The organism is Azospirillum sp. RU38E (genome assembly GCF_900188385.1).
GTDB lineage: Bacteria > Pseudomonadota > Alphaproteobacteria > Azospirillales > Azospirillaceae > Niveispirillum.
Genome location: NZ_FZOI01000003.1, coordinates 149,318 through 171,686, shown reverse-complemented (window position 1 = coordinate 171,686; position 22,369 = coordinate 149,318). Strand labels below are relative to the sequence as shown.

Annotated in this window: 14 protein-coding genes; 6 read left to right on the top strand and 8 right to left on the bottom strand. The window is 62.5% G+C overall.

The window, feature by feature from the left end:
- Positions 1-15: 15 nt before the first annotated feature.
- From CHB97_RS08180 to CHB97_RS08155, 4 genes are all read right to left on the bottom strand, one after another.
- Complete coding sequence (locus CHB97_RS08180; protein ID WP_089287478.1) at positions 16-1,083, bottom strand: homocysteine S-methyltransferase family protein; 1,068 nt, start codon at positions 1,081-1,083, stop codon at positions 16-18.
- Positions 1,084-1,186: 103 nt separating this feature from the next.
- On the bottom strand, positions 1,187-3,388 hold the full coding sequence (locus CHB97_RS25845) for a sensor histidine kinase (protein ID WP_143270777.1): 2,202 nt from the start codon (positions 3,386-3,388) through the stop codon (positions 1,187-1,189).
- A 354-nt stretch (positions 3,389-3,742) separates the two neighbouring features.
- Positions 3,743-5,941: a sensor histidine kinase gene (locus CHB97_RS08160; protein WP_160105676.1), complete on the bottom strand. Its 2,199-nt coding sequence runs from the start codon at positions 5,939-5,941 to the stop codon at positions 3,743-3,745.
- A gap of 197 nt (positions 5,942-6,138) precedes the next feature.
- Positions 6,139-8,253: a sensor histidine kinase gene (locus CHB97_RS08155; protein WP_160105674.1), complete on the bottom strand. Its 2,115-nt coding sequence runs from the start codon at positions 8,251-8,253 to the stop codon at positions 6,139-6,141.
- Between the two features lie 224 nt (positions 8,254-8,477).
- On the opposite strand from CHB97_RS08155, the gene CHB97_RS08150 reads away from it, so the two are divergent.
- From CHB97_RS08150 to CHB97_RS08125, 6 genes are all read left to right on the top strand, one after another.
- Entirely contained in the window at positions 8,478-8,990 is a 513-nt protein-coding gene (locus tag CHB97_RS08150) for a pentapeptide repeat-containing protein (RefSeq protein WP_089287746.1), read from the top strand.
- 108 nt (positions 8,991-9,098) lie between these two features.
- Positions 9,099-9,785: a hypothetical protein gene (locus tag CHB97_RS08145; RefSeq protein ID WP_089287473.1), complete on the top strand. Its 687-nt coding sequence runs from the start codon at positions 9,099-9,101 to the stop codon at positions 9,783-9,785.
- On the top strand, positions 9,782-10,990 hold the full coding sequence (locus CHB97_RS08140) for a flagellar motor protein MotA (protein ID WP_089287472.1): 1,209 nt from the start codon (positions 9,782-9,784) through the stop codon (positions 10,988-10,990). Before CHB97_RS08145 ends, CHB97_RS08140 begins: the two co-directional genes overlap by 4 nt.
- A 2-nt stretch (positions 10,991-10,992) precedes the next feature.
- Positions 10,993-12,003, top strand: a complete 1,011-nt coding sequence (locus CHB97_RS08135) for a peptidoglycan -binding protein (RefSeq protein ID WP_089287471.1) — start codon at positions 10,993-10,995, stop codon at positions 12,001-12,003.
- A gap of 94 nt (positions 12,004-12,097) precedes the next feature.
- Positions 12,098-14,731, top strand: coding sequence for a DUF2339 domain-containing protein (locus CHB97_RS08130; protein WP_089287470.1), 2,634 nt, complete (start codon positions 12,098-12,100; stop codon positions 14,729-14,731).
- Between the two features lie 184 nt (positions 14,732-14,915).
- Positions 14,916-17,039 (top strand): TonB-dependent siderophore receptor, encoded by a 2,124-nt coding sequence (locus tag CHB97_RS08125; RefSeq protein WP_200819868.1) that lies wholly within the window; start codon positions 14,916-14,918, stop codon positions 17,037-17,039.
- Between the two features lie 132 nt (positions 17,040-17,171).
- Here the strand turns inward: CHB97_RS08125 and CHB97_RS25840 are convergent, their stop codons facing one another.
- The 4 genes from CHB97_RS25840 to CHB97_RS08110 all read right to left on the bottom strand — a co-directional run bounded on the left by CHB97_RS25840 (position 17,172) and on the right by CHB97_RS08110 (position 22,152).
- Positions 17,172-17,678: a hypothetical protein gene (locus CHB97_RS25840; protein WP_143270774.1), complete on the bottom strand. Its 507-nt coding sequence runs from the start codon at positions 17,676-17,678 to the stop codon at positions 17,172-17,174.
- Positions 17,679-17,894: 216 nt separating this feature from the next.
- The gene (locus CHB97_RS08120) at positions 17,895-19,592 is read right to left on the bottom strand and encodes an SWIM zinc finger domain-containing protein (protein ID WP_089287469.1); all 1,698 of its coding nucleotides are present in this window, start codon (positions 19,590-19,592) and stop codon (positions 17,895-17,897) included.
- A 287-nt stretch (positions 19,593-19,879) separates the two neighbouring features.
- Complete coding sequence (locus CHB97_RS08115) at positions 19,880-20,071, bottom strand: YbdD/YjiX family protein (RefSeq protein ID WP_089287468.1); 192 nt, start codon at positions 20,069-20,071, stop codon at positions 19,880-19,882.
- Positions 20,072-20,073: 2 nt separating this feature from the next.
- Positions 20,074-22,152, bottom strand: coding sequence for a carbon starvation CstA family protein (locus tag CHB97_RS08110; RefSeq protein ID WP_089287467.1), 2,079 nt, complete (start codon positions 22,150-22,152; stop codon positions 20,074-20,076).
- Between the last annotated feature and the right edge of the window lie 217 nt (positions 22,153-22,369).

Genomic DNA, 22,369 nt, shown 5'->3' with positions numbered 1-22,369 from the left:
GGCGATATGAGCGCGTCAGAAAGCCGGCATGGTGAACGGCTCCAGCCCCGACAGGCGCATCAGCTTTTCCGGCTGGGCAGGGGCGCGGGGGGGGACACCCTTCACGCTTTCGGCAATCGCGCGGATATGGTCGGGCGTGGAGCCGCAGCAGCCGCCGACAATATTCACCAGCCCATCCTTGGCCCAGCCTTGCAGGTCGCTGGCCATGTGCTCGGGCTTCTCATCATACTGGCCGAACTCATTCGGCAGGCCGGCATTGGGATATGCTGAGACATAGACATCCGCGATGCGCGCCAGTTCCTGGATATAGGGGCGCATCAGGTCGGCACCCAAGGCACAGTTCAGCCCGATGGAGAAGGGCCGGACATGGCGCAGGCTGTTCCAGAAAGCCTCCGTCGTCTGGCCTGACAGGGTGCGGCCGGAACGGTCGGTGATGGTGCCGGAGATCAGCACGGGCAGCACCAGCCCCTTTTCCTCCAGCACCTCCTCAATGGCGAACAAGGCCGCCTTGGCGTTCAGCGTGTCGAAGATGGTTTCCACCATCAGCAGGTCGGCCCCGCCATCGATCAGGCCGGCGGTCTGTTCCTTATAGGCCAGCCGCAGCTCATCAAAATCGACATTGCGGAAGCCGGGGTCGGTGACCACCGGGCTGATGCTGGCCGTGCGGTTGGTGGGGCCAAGCGCGCCGGCAACATAGCGCGGGCGGGACGGGTCGGCCGCCTCCGCCGCGTCGGCGGCCTGGCGGGCCAGCCTGGCGCCTTCAAAATTCAGCTCATAGGCCAGCTTTTCCATGTGATAGTCGGCCATGGAAATGCTGGTGGAATTGAAGGTGTTGGTTTCAATGATATCGGCCCCGGCATCCAGATATTGCTGATGGATGCCCTGGATGATCGCCGGCTGGGTGATGGAGAGCAGGTCGTTATTGCCCTTCACATCATGCGGCCAATCCTTGAACCGCTCCCCCCGGTAATCTTCCTCTTCCAGCTTGTGGCGCTGGATCATGGTGCCCATGGCCCCGTCAATCACCAGGATGCGCGTGCGAGCAATATCATCCAACCGCCGCAGCCGTTCTTCCCGTGTCATGATCCAGAACCTCCCACCCCTGCCGGAACCGGCCATCCCTGAAGATAGCCATGTTTTTCGTTTTTACGCCCAACAGATAACGCATGTAAACATAAAGATATCTTTATGTAGGCATGGCGGTTGTGCCCTGGGCGGGGGGCAGGGGGGCTTCCGGGTCGGCGGCGGCGGGCAGGCGGATCAGGGCGCGGGTGCCGCCGCCGGGCCGATCATCCATCTGGATGCTGCCACCCAGCACGCCGGTTGCCAAGGTAAAGGCCATGTGCAGGCCCAGCCCGGTTCGGCCCGATGCCCGGTCGGTGGTGGCAAAAGGTTCGAACAGATGGGGCCGGATATCAGCCGCGATGCCAACCCCATCATCCTCCACGATCAGGTCCAGCCACCCCTGCGGGTCCAGCGTGCCGCTGATACGGATGGTGCCTTGCCGGCGATCCGGGAAGGCATGGTTGATGCAATTGGAAAAGAGCTGGCCGATAAGCTGGGTCAGGGCCCAGCCATTGCTGACCAGCAGCAACCCTGGATGCGTATCGATCTGCAGGGTCAGATGGGCGGCCTGCGCCTGCATCTCCATCGCCGGGCGCTGTTCAGCCAGAAGATCGTGCAGATCCAGCCGCGTCGGTGCCTTGTCCATACCCTCCGTGCCCATTTGCCGGAAGTCCCGCACAATGGTGGCGGTTCGTTCCACCGTGGAGGTGAGGAGCCCCGTGGCCAGTTGCGCCTCTGCCAGGAAATCCACCAGATTGCGGCGGGTCAGGCTGCCGGCCGCCAGCGCCTGCGCCGCACTGTCCACCTGCTGGGAAAGATAGGTCGCCGTGGTCAGGGCGGTCCCCACCGGGGTGTTCACCTCATGCGCAACGCCGGCGACAAGGCGGCCCAGGCTGGCCAGCTTTTCGGATTGCACCAGACGTTTCTGCGTCGCCTGCAGCCGATCCACTGTTTCCGACAGGTGGCGGGTGCGATCCGCCACCTGATCTTCCAGCGCATCATTCAGGGCGGCCAGTCTGGCATTTGCCTGTCTTGATTGATCCAGCATCTGGCGCAGCCTGTCGAACAGCATGACGGCCTGTAAAATCAAGGCAAAACAATAGACAGTTTCAACGACACCTTTGAAGCCAACGCCAAAAACGATGACAACGTTGGCGAGGCCCATGATAATCCAGGTGACAACTATCGGCATGTTCTCCGGTCGTCGGTCTCCAGCGATAATAGGAAAAATTAAAGTAAGCGTTATGCTTATAAAACTGGCTGTCATGGCGAGCTGTATTGACCAGCTTGTTAAGAATGGCTTGAAGCTGGAAATCGGGACAAGTATCGTTAATATTATTGAGGTTATAAATAGTGCTTGATTTACCTTCTTTTGGAAAAGAAATTTTGTATGCATAATTTGGCATAATAATGTAATACTATATAAAATTATACTTAGTGATGATAAAAATCTGGACGATAAAAATTTCTGAACCTCGATCCCAAGGGGAGAGTTAACGGTTAACTGAACCAACGCAAAAGAGATCGACATGACAGCAAATATCAAACATTCCCGATCCTGCGGCCTCAGAAGATAGAGCATCAGATAGAGGAGCCCCATCGATAGACAGATGAAGAGAAAAGCCGTGCGCAACATCAGTTCGCGTTGCCAATCGTCATAAAACGGATTTATGTCCCCCAGCATGATTGCATTGGTTATCCCGCCATATCCGCCGAAAGCGGCCATTTGCACTGTGATCTCCAGAATGCCTTGTGAGGCGGAAACAGCGCTGATCGCCCGGCGGCCGATCGTATTGGTGGTTTCTCTGTCGTTTCCCACCGTGCCATTGTAGAGTGTCCGCCTGCCATTGATCACTATATTGAAACTGATGAACCGGTGATTATGGCGCACGGCAAGTTCGGTGGCGTGCGGGGGCAGCAGGACGCGGAGATGATAGGTGCCCAGTCCCTCCTCCGGCAGTGGCAGACCATCGGCGCCATTGCTGGGCCAGCGTCCCGGTACCGCCAAAACGCTGGGGGAGGGGGCTGCGCCGGACAGAATGGATTGCTGATCCAACAATTGGTCGCGCCAGAAATGCCAGTTTCCAGAAAGCGCAACGTCCCCATCGCGTTGGAAATCCCAGTGACGCAAATCCAATATCCCATCAACCGCCCTCGGTTGTTCCAATTTGGCGGCGGCCAGGCGTTCCTTTGTCGATGGGGGCACCACCTGCGCCTGGATGGCTGGTGAAAGTGCCGTAAACGCTGCCAGGGCCAGCAGCGCGGCAAAGGTTGCCAATAGCCAAAATCCGGCAACGGACTGGCGATAGTGCCATTGCTTCATGGCGATATTCCGATGCTAACCAGGATAAAATTCTTCTTAAATAGTGTATCGGTACGGAATGTCATGTTTCGATAGGTGGCCCTTATCGCAACATGGTTGGCGCCCGGCAATTCAGAGAGGCCTTTATCAGGGCCACCGGGCGTGATCAATGCTGGTGAGTGTAATGTGGGGGGATGAGCGTCGGCGTGATCAGTGTTGAGGTGCCTAACCTTTGCCAATGGCGGCAACCTTGTTTTGCTTAACATGTGTCAAGAGTCCCCACCGGCTGGAACCGGTCGCCATGTATACTGCTATCGTTTTGATTTCGTGCAACGGCGCAATCTAGACTACAAAAATATATCTGATGACTATAATTTATGTGGGCGTGGCCGTTGCGCCGTGCATGGGTGGCGAGGGGCTTTCCTGATCGGCGGCAGGCAGGCGGATGATGGCGCGGGTACCGCCGCCCGGCCGGTCGTCAACCGCGATGTTGCCCCCCAACAGGCCGGCCACCAGCGTATAGGCCATGTACAGCCCCAGCCCGGTGCGACCGGCGGCCCGGCCGGTGGTGGCAAAGGGTTCGAACAGCCAGGGCTTGATGGCATCGGCGATGCCGACCCCGTCATCATCCAGCACAATCTCCACCCAATTATCGGGTGTCGTTCGGGCTGTCAGATGGATATGGCCCGGCCGATCGGCTGGAAAGGCATGGTCCAGCGCGTTGGAAACCAGTTGGCCCAGCACCTGGGTCAGCGCCCAGACGTTGGTGTCAAGCAGCAACCCCGGTTGCGTATCGATGTGCAAACTCACATGGGGGGCCTGTGCCCGAATCTCCATCACCGGGCATTGTTCGGCAAGAAAGTCGTGCAAATCCAGTCGCGCTGGCTCCTTGTCCATGCCCTCGGTGCCCATTTGCTTGAAGTTCCGTACAATATGGGCAGTACGTTCCACAGACGAGGTCAGAAGCTCTGTTGCCTGCTTCGCCTCCGCCAGAAAGTTAACCAGGTTGCGGCGGGTCAAGCTGCCGGCCGACAACGTCTGCTCGGCTGTCTGCACTTGCTGGGAGAGATAGGTCACCGTGGTCAGGGCGGTTCCCACCGGCGTGTTCACCTCATGTGCAACCCCGGCGACAAGACGCCCCAGGCTGGCCAATTTCTCAGATTGCACCAACCGTTTCTGCGTCGCCTGCAGCCGGTCAACCGTTTCCGACAGGTGGCGGGTGCGATCCGCCACCTGATTTTCCAGCGCATCGTTCAGGGCGGCCAGTCTGGCATTTGCCTGTCTTGATTGGTCCAGCATCTGGCGCAGCCTGTCGAACAGCATGACGGCCTGGAAGATCAGGACCAAACAATAGACCGCCTCTACACTCCCTTTGAAACCAATGCCCACCACCATGGCGGCATTCGCAAAACACAGGATGGTCACCGTGAGGATGGTCGGCGTTGTCTCGGCCCGGCGGCCATCCGCGATGGCCGCCGAAATCAGCATAAGCATGATGGATGACAGGCTGGCCGAGATGGCCAGGGGCAGCAGCCAGGGAGAAGAAAGTGCCCAGAGATTGGCAAAAGGAACAGCAGACGTTAAAATTATCGACAATATAAGCAGTTTATTATTTACAGTGCGATTGAATTTTACCACAATATCTAAAATGTTTATAAAAAATATAAAACTAAACATGGCAACATTTATATTGGATAGCCAACGTCCGGAAATTATATTGTATATATCATTTGCAAGGGGTGTGTTGCCGGTCAATTGGGCCAAGGCAAATAATCCGGACATGACCGCGAAGACCAAACATTCCCGATCCGCCGGCCGTAGAATAAACAGTGCCAGATATAAAATACCAATCGACAGGCACACCGAGAGGAAGGCCGTGCGCAGGGCCAGCTCATTATGCCAATCCCCATATATTTGCTCCACGTCCCCCAGCCGGAGAATGCCGGGTATCCCGCCATAGCCGCCAAAGGCGGCCATCTGTACCGTGATCTCCAGCACGCCCTGGGAGGGGGAAACGACGCTGATGGCGCGGTTGCCAAAAGTGTCGGTGCTTTGCGGATCAAGCCCGACCGTGCCGCTGTACAGTGCCCGCTTGCCATTAATCAGCATGTTATAGGCGATGAAACGCTGTCGATGCCGGATGGCCAGCTCGGGGGCATGTGCCGGCAACAAGACGCGCAGATGATAGGTGCCCACCCCCTCCGGTGTCAGCGGCACCCCATCCACGCTCTGGTCGGTCCAGCGTCCGGGAACGGCCAACAGGCCGGGGGGTGGGGCCGTGCCGGTTTGGATCGCGTTGGTATCCACCAGCCGATCACGCCAGAAATGCCAGTCGCCAAACAGCGAAACCGCCCCGTCACGCTGAAAGTCCCAGTGCCGCAGATCCAGAACGCCATTGACCGCCACCGGCTGTGCGGCCTTGCCGGTTGAGAGGTCTTTCTTGATGGAGGGCAGCACCACCTGTGCCTTGGCGGCTGGTACATTTACCATGGTTCCGGCCAGAAACAGCAGGGGTGCCAAGGCGGCGAACAGCCAATGCAGGGCAAGGGAATGTCGCCGGTACCAGCGCTTCATGGGCATATTGAGACAGGGCGGTTGCTGGGAAAAGGGGCATCCGCACCATAGCGGCGGGCGCAGGCAATGTCATTCGGCTAGCGCAGGCGTTGTTTCCGTAACTTGATCCAATTGGATACCGACAGGAACCAGCAGCCAATACACGCTGAAATGGCTGTAATTTCGTGCCCATGCCGGAACATCGAGGAAAAATATCGTCATGTGGGCATGGCTGGCGGTGGGGGCAGGGGGGCTTCCTGGTCGGCGGCGGGCAGGCGGATCAGGGCGCTGGTGCCGCCGCCGGGCCGGTCGATGATGCTGATGCTGCCCCCCAGCAGGCCAGTGACCAGCGTATAGGCCATGTGCAGGCCCAGGCCGGTGCGGCCGGCCGCCCGGCCGGTGGTGGCAAAAGGTTCGAACAGGCGGGGCTTGATGGCATCGGCAATGCCCACGCCATCATCCTCCAGCCGGATTTCCACCCAATCATCGGCGGTGGCGCTGGCCGTTATCTGGATGTGACCGGAACGGTCGGCGGGAAAGCCATGGTCCAGCGCGTTGGAAATCAGCTGGCCCAGCACCTGGGCCAGGGCACCGGGATAGGTTTCCAGCAGCAAGCCGGGCGGTATCTCCACCGCTGCGGTCACTGGCCGGTTGGTCAGTCGTGTTTCCATCGTGGGGCGCAGTTCGCGGGCCAGATCGGCCAGATCGAAGCGGCGGGGCCGGTCATCGGTGCGGTCGGCCATGGCCTGCTTGAAGCTTTGCACGATGGCGGCGGTGCGTTCGACCGTCGCGGTCAGCAGGCTGGCGGCCTCCCGCGTCTCCGCCAGGAAATCCGCCAGTTGGCGGCGGGTCAGGGTGCCGGCGCGCATTGACTGTTCGGCATCGCGCACCTGGGTGGACAGGTGGGTGGCGGTGGTCAGGGCGGTGCCGACGGGCGTATTCACCTCATGCGCCACCCCGGCCACCAGCCGGCCCAGGCTGGCCAGCTTTTCCGACTGGACCAGCCGTTCCTGGGCCAGCCGCAGCCGGTCCACCGTATCGGTCAGGTGGCGGGTGCGGTCCTGCACCTGATCTTCCAGGTCGCCATTCATTGCCGCCAGCCGGGCGTTCGATTGCTGCGCCTGATCCAGCATATGGCGCAGATGGTCGATCAGCATGGAGGCCTGCATCAGCAGCATGAAGCAATAGCCCGCCTCCATCACGCCATTGAAGCCGACCCGATGGGTCAGGGCCAGATTGGCCAGCCCCAGCACGGTCCAGGCCAGGGCCATGGGCAGGGCCAGGGCGATCTGTCGCCGGAACGCGATAAAGGTGGCGGTCAACAGCGTGGCCATGGACAGCAGCAGGCCCAGTGTCGCCGCCGCCGTCAACAGCCAGGGCACCTGCAAGGTGAACAGGCTGACCACCGGAACGGCGCAGATCGCCGCCACCGTGGGCCAGACCATAGCCCGGCGCAGACAGCCGGGAAACAGCAATGCCGCCCCCGCCAGACAGGACAGCCAGACAGCGGGGAACATGGTATTGTTCAACAGCCCCAGCAGCTTGCCCGACTGGTCGCCCAGCAATTCACTGCTGAGCGGGGTGTTGGATGTCACCTGTACCAGGGCGATGGCCCCGGACATCACGGCAAAGACCAGACAAATCCGGTCCCGCGGGCGCAGCAGGAACAGAATCAGATACAGAATGCCGATGGACAGGCAGAGGCTGAGAAAGGCGGCCCGCAGCGCCAGTTCCACCTGCCAGTCACCATAGACGCTGTCGGCATTGCCCAGCAGCAGGGCGCGCGGCATGCCGCCATAGCCGCCAAAGGCGGCCACCTGCACAATGATATCCAGCTCCCCCTTACCGGGGGCGATGGCGGCGATGGCCCGCTGGCCGACGCTGTCGGTGCTGTCGGCATCGGGGCCGACATGGCCTGCGCGCAGCACCGGTGCGCCATTGATCAGGATATTCCAGGCAACGAAACGTTGATTGTGCCGCATGGCCAGGGCGGGCGCCCCCGGTGGCAGCAATACGCGCAACCGGTAGGTGCCGATGCCTTCGGCCGTCAGCGGGCGGCCATTGATGGTCTGGTTGGTCCAGCGGCCGGGCACGGCCAAACGGTCCGGGGGCGGGGCGCTGCCATCGGCGATTTCCTGCGGCCCGACCAGCCGGTCGGGCCAGAAATCCCAGTCACCTTGCAGGGATAATTGCCCCTGCCGGCCAAAATCCCAGCCGCGCAGATCCAGCACACCGTCCCGTGCCAGCGGCCGGCTTTCCAGGGCAGCGCTGATGCCCGACCAGAGCAGCGAGAATAGCAGCAAGCCGATAAGGGGCAGCCCCGCCCATCGCATCAAACCCGCACGGCCCGTTTGGCCCCATGCCCGCATGATCCTGCACGCCCCATCCCGCCCCGTTAATACCGGAATGTGCGTCAGTGGCGCGGAAGACGCAAATGATGCGTTCAATGACCCGCTATTCTTTCCATCTTTGCTTGGGGTGGCGGGCAGGGACGACGCAGCGGAAAGGGACGCGCCTGCTATTGGCAGAACGGGGGCGGCTGCTTATCTTCAGTTTCATGCACAAATTCAAAAATAAGTTCCCTTTCATCGCCCTGGCCCTTCTGCTGCTGTCCTGTCTGGCCGGTCCGGCCCTGGCCGCCTGCACCGACCCGGCAGCAGCGGCGGTGAACTGGCGCCGCTGCTATCTGGATGGGCGCGACCTGAAAGGGGCGGTGCTGACGGATGCCATGCTGCGAGAGGCCACCTTCATGCGCAGCGATCTGTCCGGCGCCGACCTGACCGGCAGCGATGCCTATCGCGCCAAATTCTTCAGCGCCAAACTGACGCAGACGCACCTGGACCGGGCCCGGCTGATCGAGGCGGATTTCACCAATGCCGACCTGACGGGGGCGACACTGGCCGGGGCCGACCTGCGTAATGCCAAGCTGGTGGGGGTGAAGCTGGTGGGCGCCGACCTGACCGGGGCGCTGATCGGTGGGGCCGATCTGCGCAATGCCGACCTGAGCGGTGCCACCTGGGCCGACGGGATCAAGGTTTGCGGCCCGGGCTCCATCGGCCAATGCCATTGAGGGGAAGGGAAGGCAGCAGGGTTGAGCCGCCGCTGCCCCTGCTTTAAGGTCGGTCTCGGCGTACCTTTGGCACGCCATGACATTTCCGGGCCATAATTGTGAGGTTCCATGTCGGCCGTGATGACACGCCCGCACCCCACCACCCCGCCCCAAGCCACCCGTTCTGTTGCCGCTGCGCGTCCCCTGATGGCGTTGCTGGCGATGGCCGTGGCCCTGGGGGTTACCGCACCGGCCCTGGCACAGGCGGTTCCCGCTGCCACCAAACCGGCGGCCCAGCGCGCGCCGCTGCCGGTACCAAAGCCCCCGGACCTGAATGTCGCCCCCCTGCCGGCACCGGCTGATCAGGGGGAGATACCGGCCGCCGCCCCCTATACGCTGCCGCCGCCGCGCCTGCCCGTCAGTGCCGCCGTGGCGGAGGCGGGGGGGCTGCCCGCGCGGGTGGCGCAGGGGAGCCTGACCCTGCTGTTCCGCGCCGGGGCGGAGAGCCTGGATGATGGCATGATCCCCGTCTTGGGCGATGTGGCTGCAAGGTTGAAGGTCCGGCCCGGTGAGCGGTTGGATGTCCACGCCCATGCCACGGGCCCGGCCGACCGGGCCAGCGATGCCCGGCGTACGGCCCTGCTGCGGGCGCGGGCGGTGCGGGACCGGCTGGTTTCCGGCGGGATCGATCCGCTGCGCCTGAACATCTTCGCCGACGGGACGTTGGTATCCACACCGGCCCCCGGCCAGCCGCTGCCGGTGCCCGACCCAAAGGCCCCGCCCCCTGACCGAGTCGATCTGGTGTTTCGCCCATGACGAACCTGTCCGCCGACCACCGCCGCCCCCCATCGCAACCGGCCCCGGCCCTGCCGCCGGCCACCCCGCCGCAGCGCTTCCTGACCCGTATGGCGGGCTTCACCTTGATGGTGGCGGTGGTGGCGGCGGTACTGTCGCCGACCTTGCTGGGTGCCTTTCTGGCCAATCCGGCGCTGAATGCGCTGATCCTGTTCACCTTGCTGCTGGGCATCTGGTTCATTTTCCGCCAGGTGCTGGTGCTGCGCCCGGAAGTGGCCTGGCTGGATGCCTTCCAGGCCGGCCGGCCCGCCCCCACGCCGCGCCTGCTGGCCCCGATGGCCCGCATGTTGGGCGAACGGCACGCCGGCCGCTTCACCTTGTCAGCGGTGGCCAGCCGGTCGCTGCTGGATGGGGTGGGCAGCCGCCTGGATGAAGGGCGGGAGACCTCCAAATACCTGATCGGGCTGCTGATCTTCTTGGGTTTGCTCGGCACCTTCTGGGGCCTGCTGCATACGATCTCCTCCATCGGCGGGGTGATCAGCGGGCTCAGCATGGATGGGGCCGGCGATGCGGCGGAGATGTTCGCCAAATTGCAGCAGGGCCTGTCCGCGCCGCTGGGCGGCATGGGGATGGCGTTTTCGTCCTCCCTGTTCGGCTTGGCCGGGTCGCTGGTACTGGGGTTCCTGGAATTGCAGGCGAGCCAGGCACAGAACCGGTTTTATACAGAGCTGGAGGATTGGCTGGCCGGGCTGACAAGGCTGTCCAGCGGTGCGCTGGCGGAAACGGGGGAGGGTGGCGCCCCGGTGCCAGCCTATCTCCAGGCCCTGCTGGAACAGACGGCGGAGAATATCGAACGGCTGCAATATACCATGGCCGGGGCAGAGGATGGCCGCAAGACGCAGAACCAGCATCTGATGCAGTTGACCGAACGGCTGGCCACCCTGACCGACCAGATGCGCACCGAACAGTCGCTGATGGTACGGCTGGCGGAAAGCAACCTGCAAATGCGCCCCATCCTGGAGAAGCTGGCGGATGGGCTTTCCGGCGGCGGCAGCCTGGGCATTGACGATGCCACCCGCACCCATATCCGCAACCTGGAAATCTATACCGCCCGCATCCTGGAGGAGACGGTGCAGGGCCGCCAGCAGACAACCCAGGAATTGCGCAACGAGATCAAGATATTGGCCCGTACCATCGCCGCCCGTCAGGCTGAGACGGATCGCTGATCATGGCAAGGTTCAGCCGTTCGCGCGACAGGGTGGATATCTGGCCCGGCTGGGTGGACGCGCTGTCCAGCCTGATCATGGTGGTGGTCTTCCTGCTGATGGTCTTTGTGCTGGGCCAGTTCTACCTGTCCAACGCGCTGGCCGGGCGTGACCGGCAACTGGCCGACCTGAACAGCCGCATCGCCGCCCTGGCCGAGGCGCTGGCGCTGGAAAAGGATAATAGCGCCAAGATGCAGGGCGACATGGCGGCCCTGACCGAACGGCTGCGCGCCACTTTGTCGGAAAAGGAACAGCTACAGGGCCAGTTGAACGCGCTGGGCGGGGAACGCGACCAGTTGGCCGCCCAGATGAACAGCACGCAGAGCGACAAGGCAGCGCTGGCGGCAGCACAGGATCAGGTGGCACTGCTGAACCAGCAGATTGCCGCCCTGCGCCAGCAACTGGCCGATCTGGCGGCCGCCCTGGAGGCCTCTGAAACCAAGGCCAAGGCGCAGGATGTGCAGATTGCCGACCTGGGCAAGCGGCTGAACGCGGCGCTGGCCGGCAAGGTGGCGGAACTGGCCAAGTTCCGCTCCGAATTTTTCGGGCGGCTGCGGGAGGTGCTGGGCAACCGCGATGATGTGCGCATCGTCGGCGACCGGTTTGTCTTCCAGTCCGAAGTGCTGTTCGACAGTGGCAGCGCCGATCTGGGGGAGGCGGGCCAGGTGCGGCTTGGCAATCTGGCCCGCACGCTGCTGGATATTGCCGGCAAATTGCCCAAGGATTTGAATTGGATCTTGCGGGTGGACGGGCATACCGACGTGGTGCCCATCCGCTCCCCCCGCTTTGCCAGCAATTGGGAACTGTCCACCGCGCGCGCCATTTCGGTGGTGAATTTCCTGATCAGCCAGGGCGTGCCGCCGGAACGGCTGGCGGCCACCGGTTTTGGTGAATATCAGCCGTTGGAACCGGGCAACAGCGCCGACGCGCTGGCCCGCAACCGGCGCATTGAGCTGAAGCTGGATAGCCGGTAGGGGCTTACCCCTGATGGGCAGGTCTGGGCCGGCTGGTTGACTGGCGTGGTTAATTCCACAACCATGCCCGGCTCAACCGCGAAAGCCGCAAGCAATGGCCGGTCAAGATTTCTCCCTCTCCTTCATCATTTTGTTGTTTCTGGGCCTTGTTCTCTGGGTCGCTGTCAGACAGCAGAAATTGTCGGAAGAAGTGCAGCGGCTCCGCACAGCGCTGGAGAAGCTGACGGAGGAAGGGTTGCCACCGGCCTCTGCGGCACGTCCGCCGATTGCCAGGGCGGTTGTCGCTGCTGCGCCGACCCCGGCGAATAGGGTTGTGGATGCGGCAGTTGAACCACCCAAGCCCCTGTCTCCAGCCCCGCCAGAACGCACGGTGACTGGGGCAGCCCAGCCGCCAATGACGCCATCGCCACCCCAGGCGGACGGGGAAGGCCAGGGGTTCGAGAAGATGTTCACCACCCGCTGGCTGGTCTGGCTGGGTGCGTTGACGCTGGCGCTCTCGGGCCTGTTCCTGGCCCGCTACGCGGTTGAAAATGGCATTCTGGGGCCGGGGCCGCGTATGGGGCTGACCGGCCTGCTGGGCTTGGCCCTGATGGGGGCGGGGGAATGGCTGTCCCGTCGGCCCATGGCCCGCGCCCTGGGTTTTCTGAAACCCGATCAGGTGCCGGTGGCCCTGGTGGCGGCCGGCCTTTCCGTGCTGTTCGCCGCGATTTATGCCAGCCACGCGGTGCATGGCCTGATCACCCCCGGTGCGACCTTCGCCCTGTTGGCTGTGACCAGTCTGGCCGGGTTTCCGCTGGCCCTGCGCCATGGCCCCTTTGTCGCGCTGCTGGCCTATGCCGGGGGGCTGCTGTTGCCGTTATTGCTGGGCAATGGCCAATCGCTGGGCGATGCCGCCTGGGTTGCTGTGCTGCTGGCCAGCCTTTATGGGGTGGCGGCGCGTTTGGGCAGGGGCTGGTTGCTGCTGGTCGGGGGCTTTTTCCACTGGCTGCTGACCGGCAGCATGATCTTTGATCTGCCGGATGCGGAAAGCGCCCGTCTGGCCTATTGGGTGGTCAGCGGGCTGGCCTTGTTGCCCCTGCTGCTGCTGGCGTTGGTGGAACGCGGGCGCTGGCGGCTGCGGCGGCAATTTGAGCGTGCCTGTCTGGTGATGGCCGTGTTGACGGCCATGGAATTGCTGCTGATCCCGATCTTGACGGATATGCCACTGGCTGTCTGGGTGGCGACGGGGCTGATGGCAGCGCTGAGTGGCTGGCTGGGGCGACGGGGGCCGCTGTGCCTGATGCTGTGGCCCATCGCGGCGGGGACGGTGCTGCTGAATGGCCTGTGGGCGCTGGTGTCCGAACAGGGGAACCTTGCACCCCTGCTGCCCCTGGTGCTGGTGCATCTGGGGCTGACGCTGGCCGGCGTGCGCTGGGTGCGCCGCCCCCTGATTGTGGCCTTGTCGGGGGCCGTGGTGCCGGCGGTGCTGGCCCTGGCGGCGCTGCGCCTGCTGTGGCTGGAGGAACGGACCTTCGCCATTCTACCCCTGGCCGTGCTGCTGTTGGCGCTGGCTGGGTTGGCCCTGGGCTGGCCGACGGTGCGGGCACGGCTAGCCAGCCTGTCCCGCGCACCGATGCGGGCCGGGCCGGCGCTGACCCTCTATGCGGCCATGGGCCTGTTGCTGCTGGGGGTGATGCCCGCCTTCTGGCTGGAAGGCGCGGCCCTGACCCTGGCTGTCGCCCCGCTGATCCCGCTGGGCGTAGTGCTGGCGCAGATGATGGCGGCGAAGAACCTGCTGCGGGCCACTGGTTTGCTGACCGGCACGGTGCTGGCGCGGTTCATGTTGAACGGGGCGGTGCTGGATTATCCGCTGCAAGGCTTGCTGCACTGGCCCGTCTGGGCGATGGGGGGATCGGCGGCACTGATCTATCTGGCGTCCCGGCTGGCGCGGAAGGAACAGGGGACAAGCGCGGCGGATGGGTTGCTGGTGTCAGCCCTGGTGCTGGCCGTGGCGGCGGCCAGCCTGGAAATCCGTGTTCTGACGAATGGGACGCTGCACAGCCAGGACCGGGTTGATTTGCTGGAAGTGGCACTGCGCGGCGTCGTTTGGCTGGTGGCCGGCCTTGGCGCCCTGATGCCGGGCCGGGGGCGCTGGGTCCGCGGGTTCGGCGTGGGGATGACGGGGCTGGCGCTGCTGCATATTTTCGCGTTGCAGGTGCTGGCGTTGAACCCGCTATGGAGCGGGGCGGCGGTGGGGCCATGGCCGCTGTTGAACCTGCTGCTGTTGGCCTATCTGCTGCCGGCCTGCATGTTGCTGCTGGTTCGCCGCCGCTTGCTGTCTCACCTGCCGATCAGGCGTGTGGTGATCGATGCGCCGGCCTTGCTGCTGCTGCTCACCTATGCCCTGCTGGCGGTGCGGCAGCTTTTCCATGGCAATATCATTTCCATCGCTGTGGCCGGCTGGCCGTCGGATTGGGAGATGTATGCCTATTCGGGCGTGGGGCTGCTGGCCGCAGCGGGCCTGATCCTGCTGGGTATTCGCACCGGGCGGGCCGATATTCGCTATACGGCCATGGCGGTGCTGCTGGGCACGGTGGCCAAGGTGTTCCTGCTGGATATGTCCGGGTTGGACGGGGTTCCCCGTATCCTCTCCTTCCTGGGCCTGGGGTTGAGCCTGATCGGCGTGGGCTGGGTCTATCAGCGTTTCGTCTTCCCGCGCTCGGGGGCAGATCGGTCTTTGGCGGATTAAAGCGGAATCGCTTTGGAGCGTGAATCCACTCGCTGAACAGGGACTTAGGGCCCTTTTTCGCTGCGCTGCAAACATGGCTGACCTTTACAGGGCCAACACACATTCCTGTAGCCATAAAGAGATATTAATAGTAATTCGCATTATTGATTGATGGGGCGCATGATTGGTAAGGGGTGAGGGGTTGATGAGACAGCGACAGAAGATGGTGCGGCAGGGAAGGCTGATGTCCGGTGCCGCGCTGGCGGCCATGGTCGCAGCCGCCGGGCCGGCCTGGGCGGAGATGGCGACCGCAACGGATGAGGTTGTGGTGATCGGCCACAAGGAACAGGCCCGGACCGGCACCAAAAGCGACGCGCCACTGGTGGAAACACCCGTCTCTATCAGCGTCATCGACGGCGACCGCATGGATCTGCTGGGGCAGGTCACGGTCAATCAGGCCCTGCGCTATACGGCCGGCATCACGCCGGAAACGCGCGGTGGCGTCGTCACCCGTTATGACCAGTTCACCCTGCGCGGCTTTGCGGTAAACAACGTCTTCTATAACGGCCTGTCGGGCATGTATGCCGGCTGGTACGCCATGATGCAGCCCGATGTTTCCACCCTGGAACGGGTGGAGGTGCTGAAGGGCCCGGCCTCCGTGCTGTATGGCACCAGCGGGCCGGGCGGCCTGATCAATCTGGTGGGCAAAAAGCCGGTGGCCGATCCGGTCAATTCGGTGGAACTGTCCGTCGGCACCCGCGCCTATCACCAGCTTTCCGCCGATCTGGGTGGGGCGCTGGATGAACAGGGCAAGGTGCTTTACCGCGTCGTTGCCACCGGGCGCGAAGGCGATGGGCAGGCCCGGCATACGGAAAATGAACGCGTCTCGCTTGCGCCCTCGCTGACCGTGAAGGCGGGAGAGGACACCAGTATCACCCTGCTGGGGCTTTACCAGCGCGACCCGAAATCCGACGGCTATGGCGGTGTGCCGGCCGTGGGCTCGGTGTTGAACAACCCGCTGGGTAAGGTTTCGGTGCGCTTTTACGATGGGGAGCCAGCATTCGACCGCTATAACCGCACCCAGGTGATGGCGGGTTATCAACTGGAACACCGGTTCAGTGATGTGTTCAGCGTTGAGCAGAATCTGCGCTGGCAGGAAGTGGATAGTTTCTACCGCCAAGTCTATTCCGGTACCTTGGCCAGCGACAACCGCACCCTGTCCCGCGGCTCTGTTTATTCGATTGAGGATACGTCGGGTGTGGGGGTTGATACGGTGCTGAAAGCCAAATTCAACACTGGCCCCGTCAGCCATAATGCCCTGGCGGGATTGGACTACCAAAATACCGACGCCAGCATGGAAATCGGCTATGGCACCGCCGGCAGCATTGATGTGTTCAACCCGGTCTATGGCACCGCAGTGGCCATGCCGGCCCCCTATTATGACCTGGATATCGACCAGAAACAGACGGGGCTTTATCTGCAGGATCAGATGAAGCTGGGCAACTGGGTGTTGCTGGCGGGCCTGCGCCATGACTGGTACAAGCAGAGCACGAAAAATACCGTGCCGGCCCCGGCGGAAGAGAAGGTGGACCAGGGCAAGACGACCTACCGCGTCGGTCTGCTGCACCATTTCGACAGCGGTTTTGCGCCCTATATCAGCTACAGCCAGTCCTTCGAGCCGGAAAGCGGCGTCGATTTCAGCGGCAAGACCTTCAGCCCCACCAATGGCGATCAGCTGGAAGGGGGCGTGAAATATGAAAGCCGCGACCAGCGCACCCTGGTGACGCTGTCCGTGTTTGAATTGACCCGCGACAAGATCAAGACCACCGACCCGGATCATCCCAGCTTTTCCATCCAGACCGGGGAGGCGCGGTCACGCGGGGTGGAACTGGAAGGCCGGCTGGGCCTGACGGAAACGCTGGAGGTGAATGCCGCCTACACCCATCTGGATATGGAATATACCAAGGATAACAGCGGCCTGAAGGGCAAGACCCCGGTGGCCGTGGCCGATGATACGGCCAGCCTCTGGCTCTATAACCGGTTTGAGGAAGGCGCCTTGCAGGGGCTGGGCCTGGGGGGCGGTGTTCGTTACGTCGGCAAAAGCTGGGGCGACGCGGAGAATAGTTTCCGTGTGCCCTCATACACCCTGGTCGATTTGGCCCTGCGCTACGATCTGGCACGGCTGTCGGACCGGTTTGAAGGCTGGCGGTTTGATGCCAGCATCAACAACCTGTTCGACAAGACGCATGTCACCTCCTGCTATTCCGCCTCCTGGTGCTGGTATGGCGCCACCCGGACGGTGCAGGCGGGCCTGCGCAAAAGCTGGTAAGCAGCGCTGGGGCACAGAAAAGGCGCCGGGGGAGCGATCCCCCGGCGCCTTTTTTATGCTTGGTACCGGTGTTTAACCGCACCGGTTGACCCGCTCCAGCGTCGGTCAAGTTCCGACAGGTAGGGTATAGTTTCAGTTGTTTTGAATCTGAGACAGGTAGCCGCTGACGTTCTCCAGCGGCGTATTTGGATCATAGGCAGTAAACGCTACCCACCCATGAAGAGTGCCTGAGCTGTCGACGATGCCAGCGATGGGTTGCGTTGGATCCGTTGTTGTATCAAAGATCAGGGAAGCTGCGCCTTCGAAAGTGGGGCCAGCCCACAAGCCAAAACCGATCGCGCTGGCATCGTTAGGAATTTTATTGAATGCGTTTCCAACAAAACTGAATGCTGTATCTGTGTTTTCTATAATAAATAATAAAGTATATTTAGTTAAATCAGGATTTGCATTAACGTCCCACACCTGGTAATCGATATTTTGGATAATAATTATAGCATGTGATATGATTGTCTCTGGTGGATTTTTTTGATTGTTATTTTTCGATGATTTAATTCTATTTTTAATACTTTCTATTGCCGCTGCTAGCTGTTCGGCGGGAACTTTTTGTTTTTTTAGTTCTGCGATGGAGGGGATGGACATTGGTATCTCCGTTCTCTGTCTGGTTAACCGCAATTCATGATTGCAACAAAAGTGTATTTCCTTGTTATTTGATTGTCAAATTCATCAAATTACAATTTATTGATCAATTTCAATGATTTAACTATTTATTGCAATTCTCAATAATTGATCAATGTTGATGGTTTCTCTTAAAGTGTTTGAAAAATAACACCAGCAGTACGAAATCATGACCGATGGTCAAGCTTTCGTGCCCGTCAGCAGCTTGATAAAGTTGCGCTTGGCTTTGAACCGGCTGCGCAGCTTCTCCACCAGGGCCGCTTGCGCGGCCGGGGCCTGAAGGGCGGCCATGCGGGCCAGCAGTCGGCAGGCCTCGGCATAGTTGCCGTTGCCGCCTTGTTCGACCAGCTTGTCAATATGCGCGGCATAGATGACCAGCGCATCGCCGGGGTGTGTCGCCTCCCCGGCGGCGGCCAGCGACAGAAGCAGCCCGTCGGAAAGGCGGTGCCGACGGGCGGTGTCCCAGGCGTCGGCCACCAGGCCTTCTTCCAGCAACACCCGGACAAGAAGGTCGGCTGTAAAGTCCCAACCGTTCCCAGGGACTGCCTTGGCCAGCTTCCCGCGCAGCCAGTCGATGGCGCGATCGCGGAAAGCCGGACCCAGCACCCCATGCACATACCGGTAGAGATCCAGGCTGGGCTGCCGCGTGAAGCATTTCCACAACAATGATGCGGCCTTCTCGGGGCGCCCGGCATCCAGCAGCAGCTTTGCCGTCAGCTTGACCAGACGTTCATCGGGGCGATCATCTTCGAACAGCCAGAGCCCATCCTCCGCCCATTGCAGGGCCGCCGCCGGCCGCCCAGCCGAGAGGCAGAATTCCGCCAATTGCAGATAGTGCCAGGGATTTTGCAGCGTCTTGGCGCGGATGGCGATGCGTGTTTCGACATCGCCATCGCGCGCTGCGAAGAAATCAAGGATCGCCATCAGGCGTGACCGCCCCGTGTCCGCGCCATAGGTCGCCTTGCGCCCTGGGGACAGGGTCGGCAGCCGGTTCCAGTCCTCGGTGGCCAGCCGTCGATATTCCGCCAGACCGGCCTCACCCAGGATATCGGCATAGGTTTCGGCGGCGCCGCTGAAACGGCCCCACTCATCCTCCATCTCCCGCTCGAACAGGTCGCGGGCCAGATCGATGGGGGCCGGAGGGGCAGCGCGGCAAGCATCCAGATGCAGCGCGGCAACCTGTTCCAGCAGGCCGGAGCCCTGCCCGTCTTCGTCGGTATCGGCCAAGGCGTCCCCGATCCGGGAGTCGGCATGGTCGGCCAGCCGCAGGGCCAGGGCGGCCTTGCCGGCCGGAATCAGGTCGGCGATGGCGTCCAGCACCGCCTCCACCCCCGCTGCCCAATCGTCGACCTCCCCATAATCAACATGGCCGTTTGTGCGGGTGGCGTCGTTGATGGCTTGCCGGAAGCGGGTCAGCAGCGCTTCGTCATCCCCCTCGGCCGTGATGGAGGCCAGGTCCAGCCGATGGAACAGCGCATCGTCCTGCGCGGCCAGCTCGGTCAGCATCGTGACCAGTGTGTCGATATCCAGTCCCCGCAGATGGCGGCGGATGCGATCCAGCGGGTTGCTCGACGGGGGGAGACCCGCGCTGGTCGCGTCATTGGCAGTCAGGCCGACGGCCACCAGATGCTTGCAGAAGCCATAATCCCCGAAGGCAGGACAGGTGCATTCGCCGCGGATCCGCTTGCCCGTGCCTGTCAGCACGGACCGATAGGTCTCGCTGCCCGCCACCCGGGCCAGTACCCGGTTCGCATCCAGCGACAGGATGGTGACCTGTCCCGCCTGGTGATAATCCCGCCCCCGCACGAATGCCCGGTCGCCGGCCAAGGTTCGCAAGGTCTCAACATCGAAGCGCGGTGGAACGGTGGGGGCGGGCATTCAAGTACTGTCCTGGTCGAGGTCCATATAATACCAATCCGCCGAGGGTTCGACCCTTGGCGGATTGGAGGCCAGCGACCGCTGGCCCGCGGGCTCGTGCCCGCTGTCAAGCCCAGGCGGCGGATGCCGCCGCCCGGCGCGTGAGGGAACAAAAATCTCCCTGGATCGGTCACGATCAAGGGAGATTGGTATAAGGATGGATATGCGGCCCTTTTTGTCCGCACGCCTGCTTTTGACATGATAATGGCGGACGGTCACTGACCGCCCGCCATTATCATGATTGCCGATCAGCAGCAGCGGTTGACCCCGCTCCAGCGTCGGTCCAGTTCCGACAGGTAGAATGCCTCCCGGTCCAGCGCCGGCTGGTCCGGGTGGCGTTCCTGGTGGCGGGTGAGATAATTCTCGTAAGCCGCATCGCCGGACACTTCCCGCAGCACGGTCCAGGCCGTTTTCAGGAAGCTGGCAGGCCCCGCCATCATGGTCAGTGGCCCCCCACGCCGGTCGGGTGGGGCAGGGTCGCCTCGTTCACATAGGGCACTTCCGACAGGGCCGGCACTGGCTTGCCCTGCAGGTGGCGGATGGAAATGCGGGCCATTTCGATGATCACCACCCACAGCACCACGATGAAGAACACCGTCAGCCCGGCATCCAGCCGCTGGTTGAAGATCAGATGCGGGGCCGATTCCAGCGCCTTGCCGGTCAGCGTGCCGGCCTGCAGCTTGGCCTCCAGCGTGTTGGCCCCGGCCAGGAAGCCGACGCGCGGATCGGGATCGAACAGCTTCAGCCAGGCGGCATAGCTGGTGGTGATGGCCAGGAAGACCATGGGCAGGCCGGTCACCCAGGCATAACGCGCCTGGCCCTTTTTCACCAGAATGGTGGTGACGATGGCCAGCGCGATGGCGGCCAGCATCTGGTTGGAAATGCCGAACAGCGGCCAGAGGATATTGATGCCGCCATAGGGATCAATGACGCCGATATAGAGGAAATAACCCCAACTGGCGACAAAGACGGCCGAACAGATGATGGCAGGCCCGCGCGCTGCGGTATTGCCCAGCGGCTTCCAGATATTGCCCAGCAGATCCTGCAACATGAAGCGGCCCACGCGGGTGCCGGCATCCACCGCCGTCAGGATGAACAGGGCCTCGAACATGATGGCGAAATGGTACCAGAGCGCCAGCAGGCTCTGCCCGAAGGCGCCAGCGAAAATCTGCGCCATGCCGACCGCCAGCGAGGGCGCACCGCCGGTACGGGCCAGCAGCGTGGTTTCCCCCATCTCCTTGGCCAGATCCATCATATGCTGCGCTTCCACCGGGAAGCCCCAGGAAGAGATGGTCGCCGTGGCCTGTTCCAGGGTGGAACCGACAATGCCGGCCGAGCTGTTGATGGCGAAATAGACGCCGGGGTCCAGCACGCAGGCGGCGATCAGCGCCATGACGCCGACGAAGCTTTCCATCGCCATGGAGCCATAGCCGACCAGCCGCAGATCCCGTTCCGACATGATCAGCTTGGGCGTGGTGCCGGCACTGATCAACGCGTGGAAGCCGGAAACGGCACCGCAGGCGATGGTGATGAACAGGAACGGGTAAAGCCCGCCCGCCACCACCGGCCCGGTGCCGTCGGTGAACTGGGTCAGCGCCGGCATGTGCAGCTCCGGCCGCAGGATGATGACCGCAAAGGCCAGCAGCAGGATGGCCCCGATCTTGATGAAGGTGGAGATATAGTCACGCGGGGCCAGCAGCAGCCAGACCGGCATGATGGCGGCGAAGAAGCCATAGCCGATGACCAGCAGGGCCAGCGTCGTGCCCTCGTAATTGAACATCGGCCCCAGCACCGGGTGATGCGCCACCCAGCCGCCACCCGCCGTGGCGGCCAGCAGCAGGAACAGACCGATCAGGGAGCCTTCCAGCACCCGGCCTGGCCGGATATTGCGCATATAGATGCCAACCAGGATGGCAATGGGAATGGTCATGGCCACGGTGAAGGTGCCCCAGGGGCTGTGCTTCATGGCGTTCACCACCACCAGCCCCAGCACCGCCACGATCAGCACCATGATCATCAGCGTGCCGACCAGGGCGGCACCGCCGGCCACCGGCCCCAGCTCATCCCGCGCCATCTGGCCCAGCGTGCGGCCATCGCGGCGGGTGGAGGCCCACAGCACCACCATATCCTGCACGCAGCCGCCGATAACCGCACCGGTCAGCAGCCAGAGCGTGCCCGGCAGATAGCCGAACTGGGCCGCCAGCGTCGGCCCCACCAGCGGCCCCGCGCCGGCAATGGCGGCGAAATGGTGGCCAAAGGTGATCCAACGATGGGTGGGCACATAATCGCGCCCATCATTGATGCGCAGCGCCGGGGTGGCGCGGCTGGGATCGGTGATCAGCACCTTGGTGCAGATCCAGCCGGCATAAAGACGATAGGCCACCGCATAGATGCCGAAGGCGGCCGCGATGAACCAGAAGGCATTGATGGTTTCACCCCGATGGATGGCGATGCCGCCCAGACAGGCGGCCCCGAAAACCCCGATGGCGATCCAGATCAGGTTTTGGATGGATTTGGGCATTCAGTCTCTCCCAGGTGCCGGGGGTGTTTCTCCCCCTTTCCTCCCGTTCACCATGAAACGCTGAACGGCGGGGAAAGGCCAGAAACACACCGGTCATTACCAGCGGCAGAAGCGGCACCGGACAGCCACCCCACAGCAGCCCCGACGCCAAACGCCTGTTTTCACGGATATAATCGGATCAGGCATGGCAGGGTGCGGCGGCAGAGGAAATGCGACC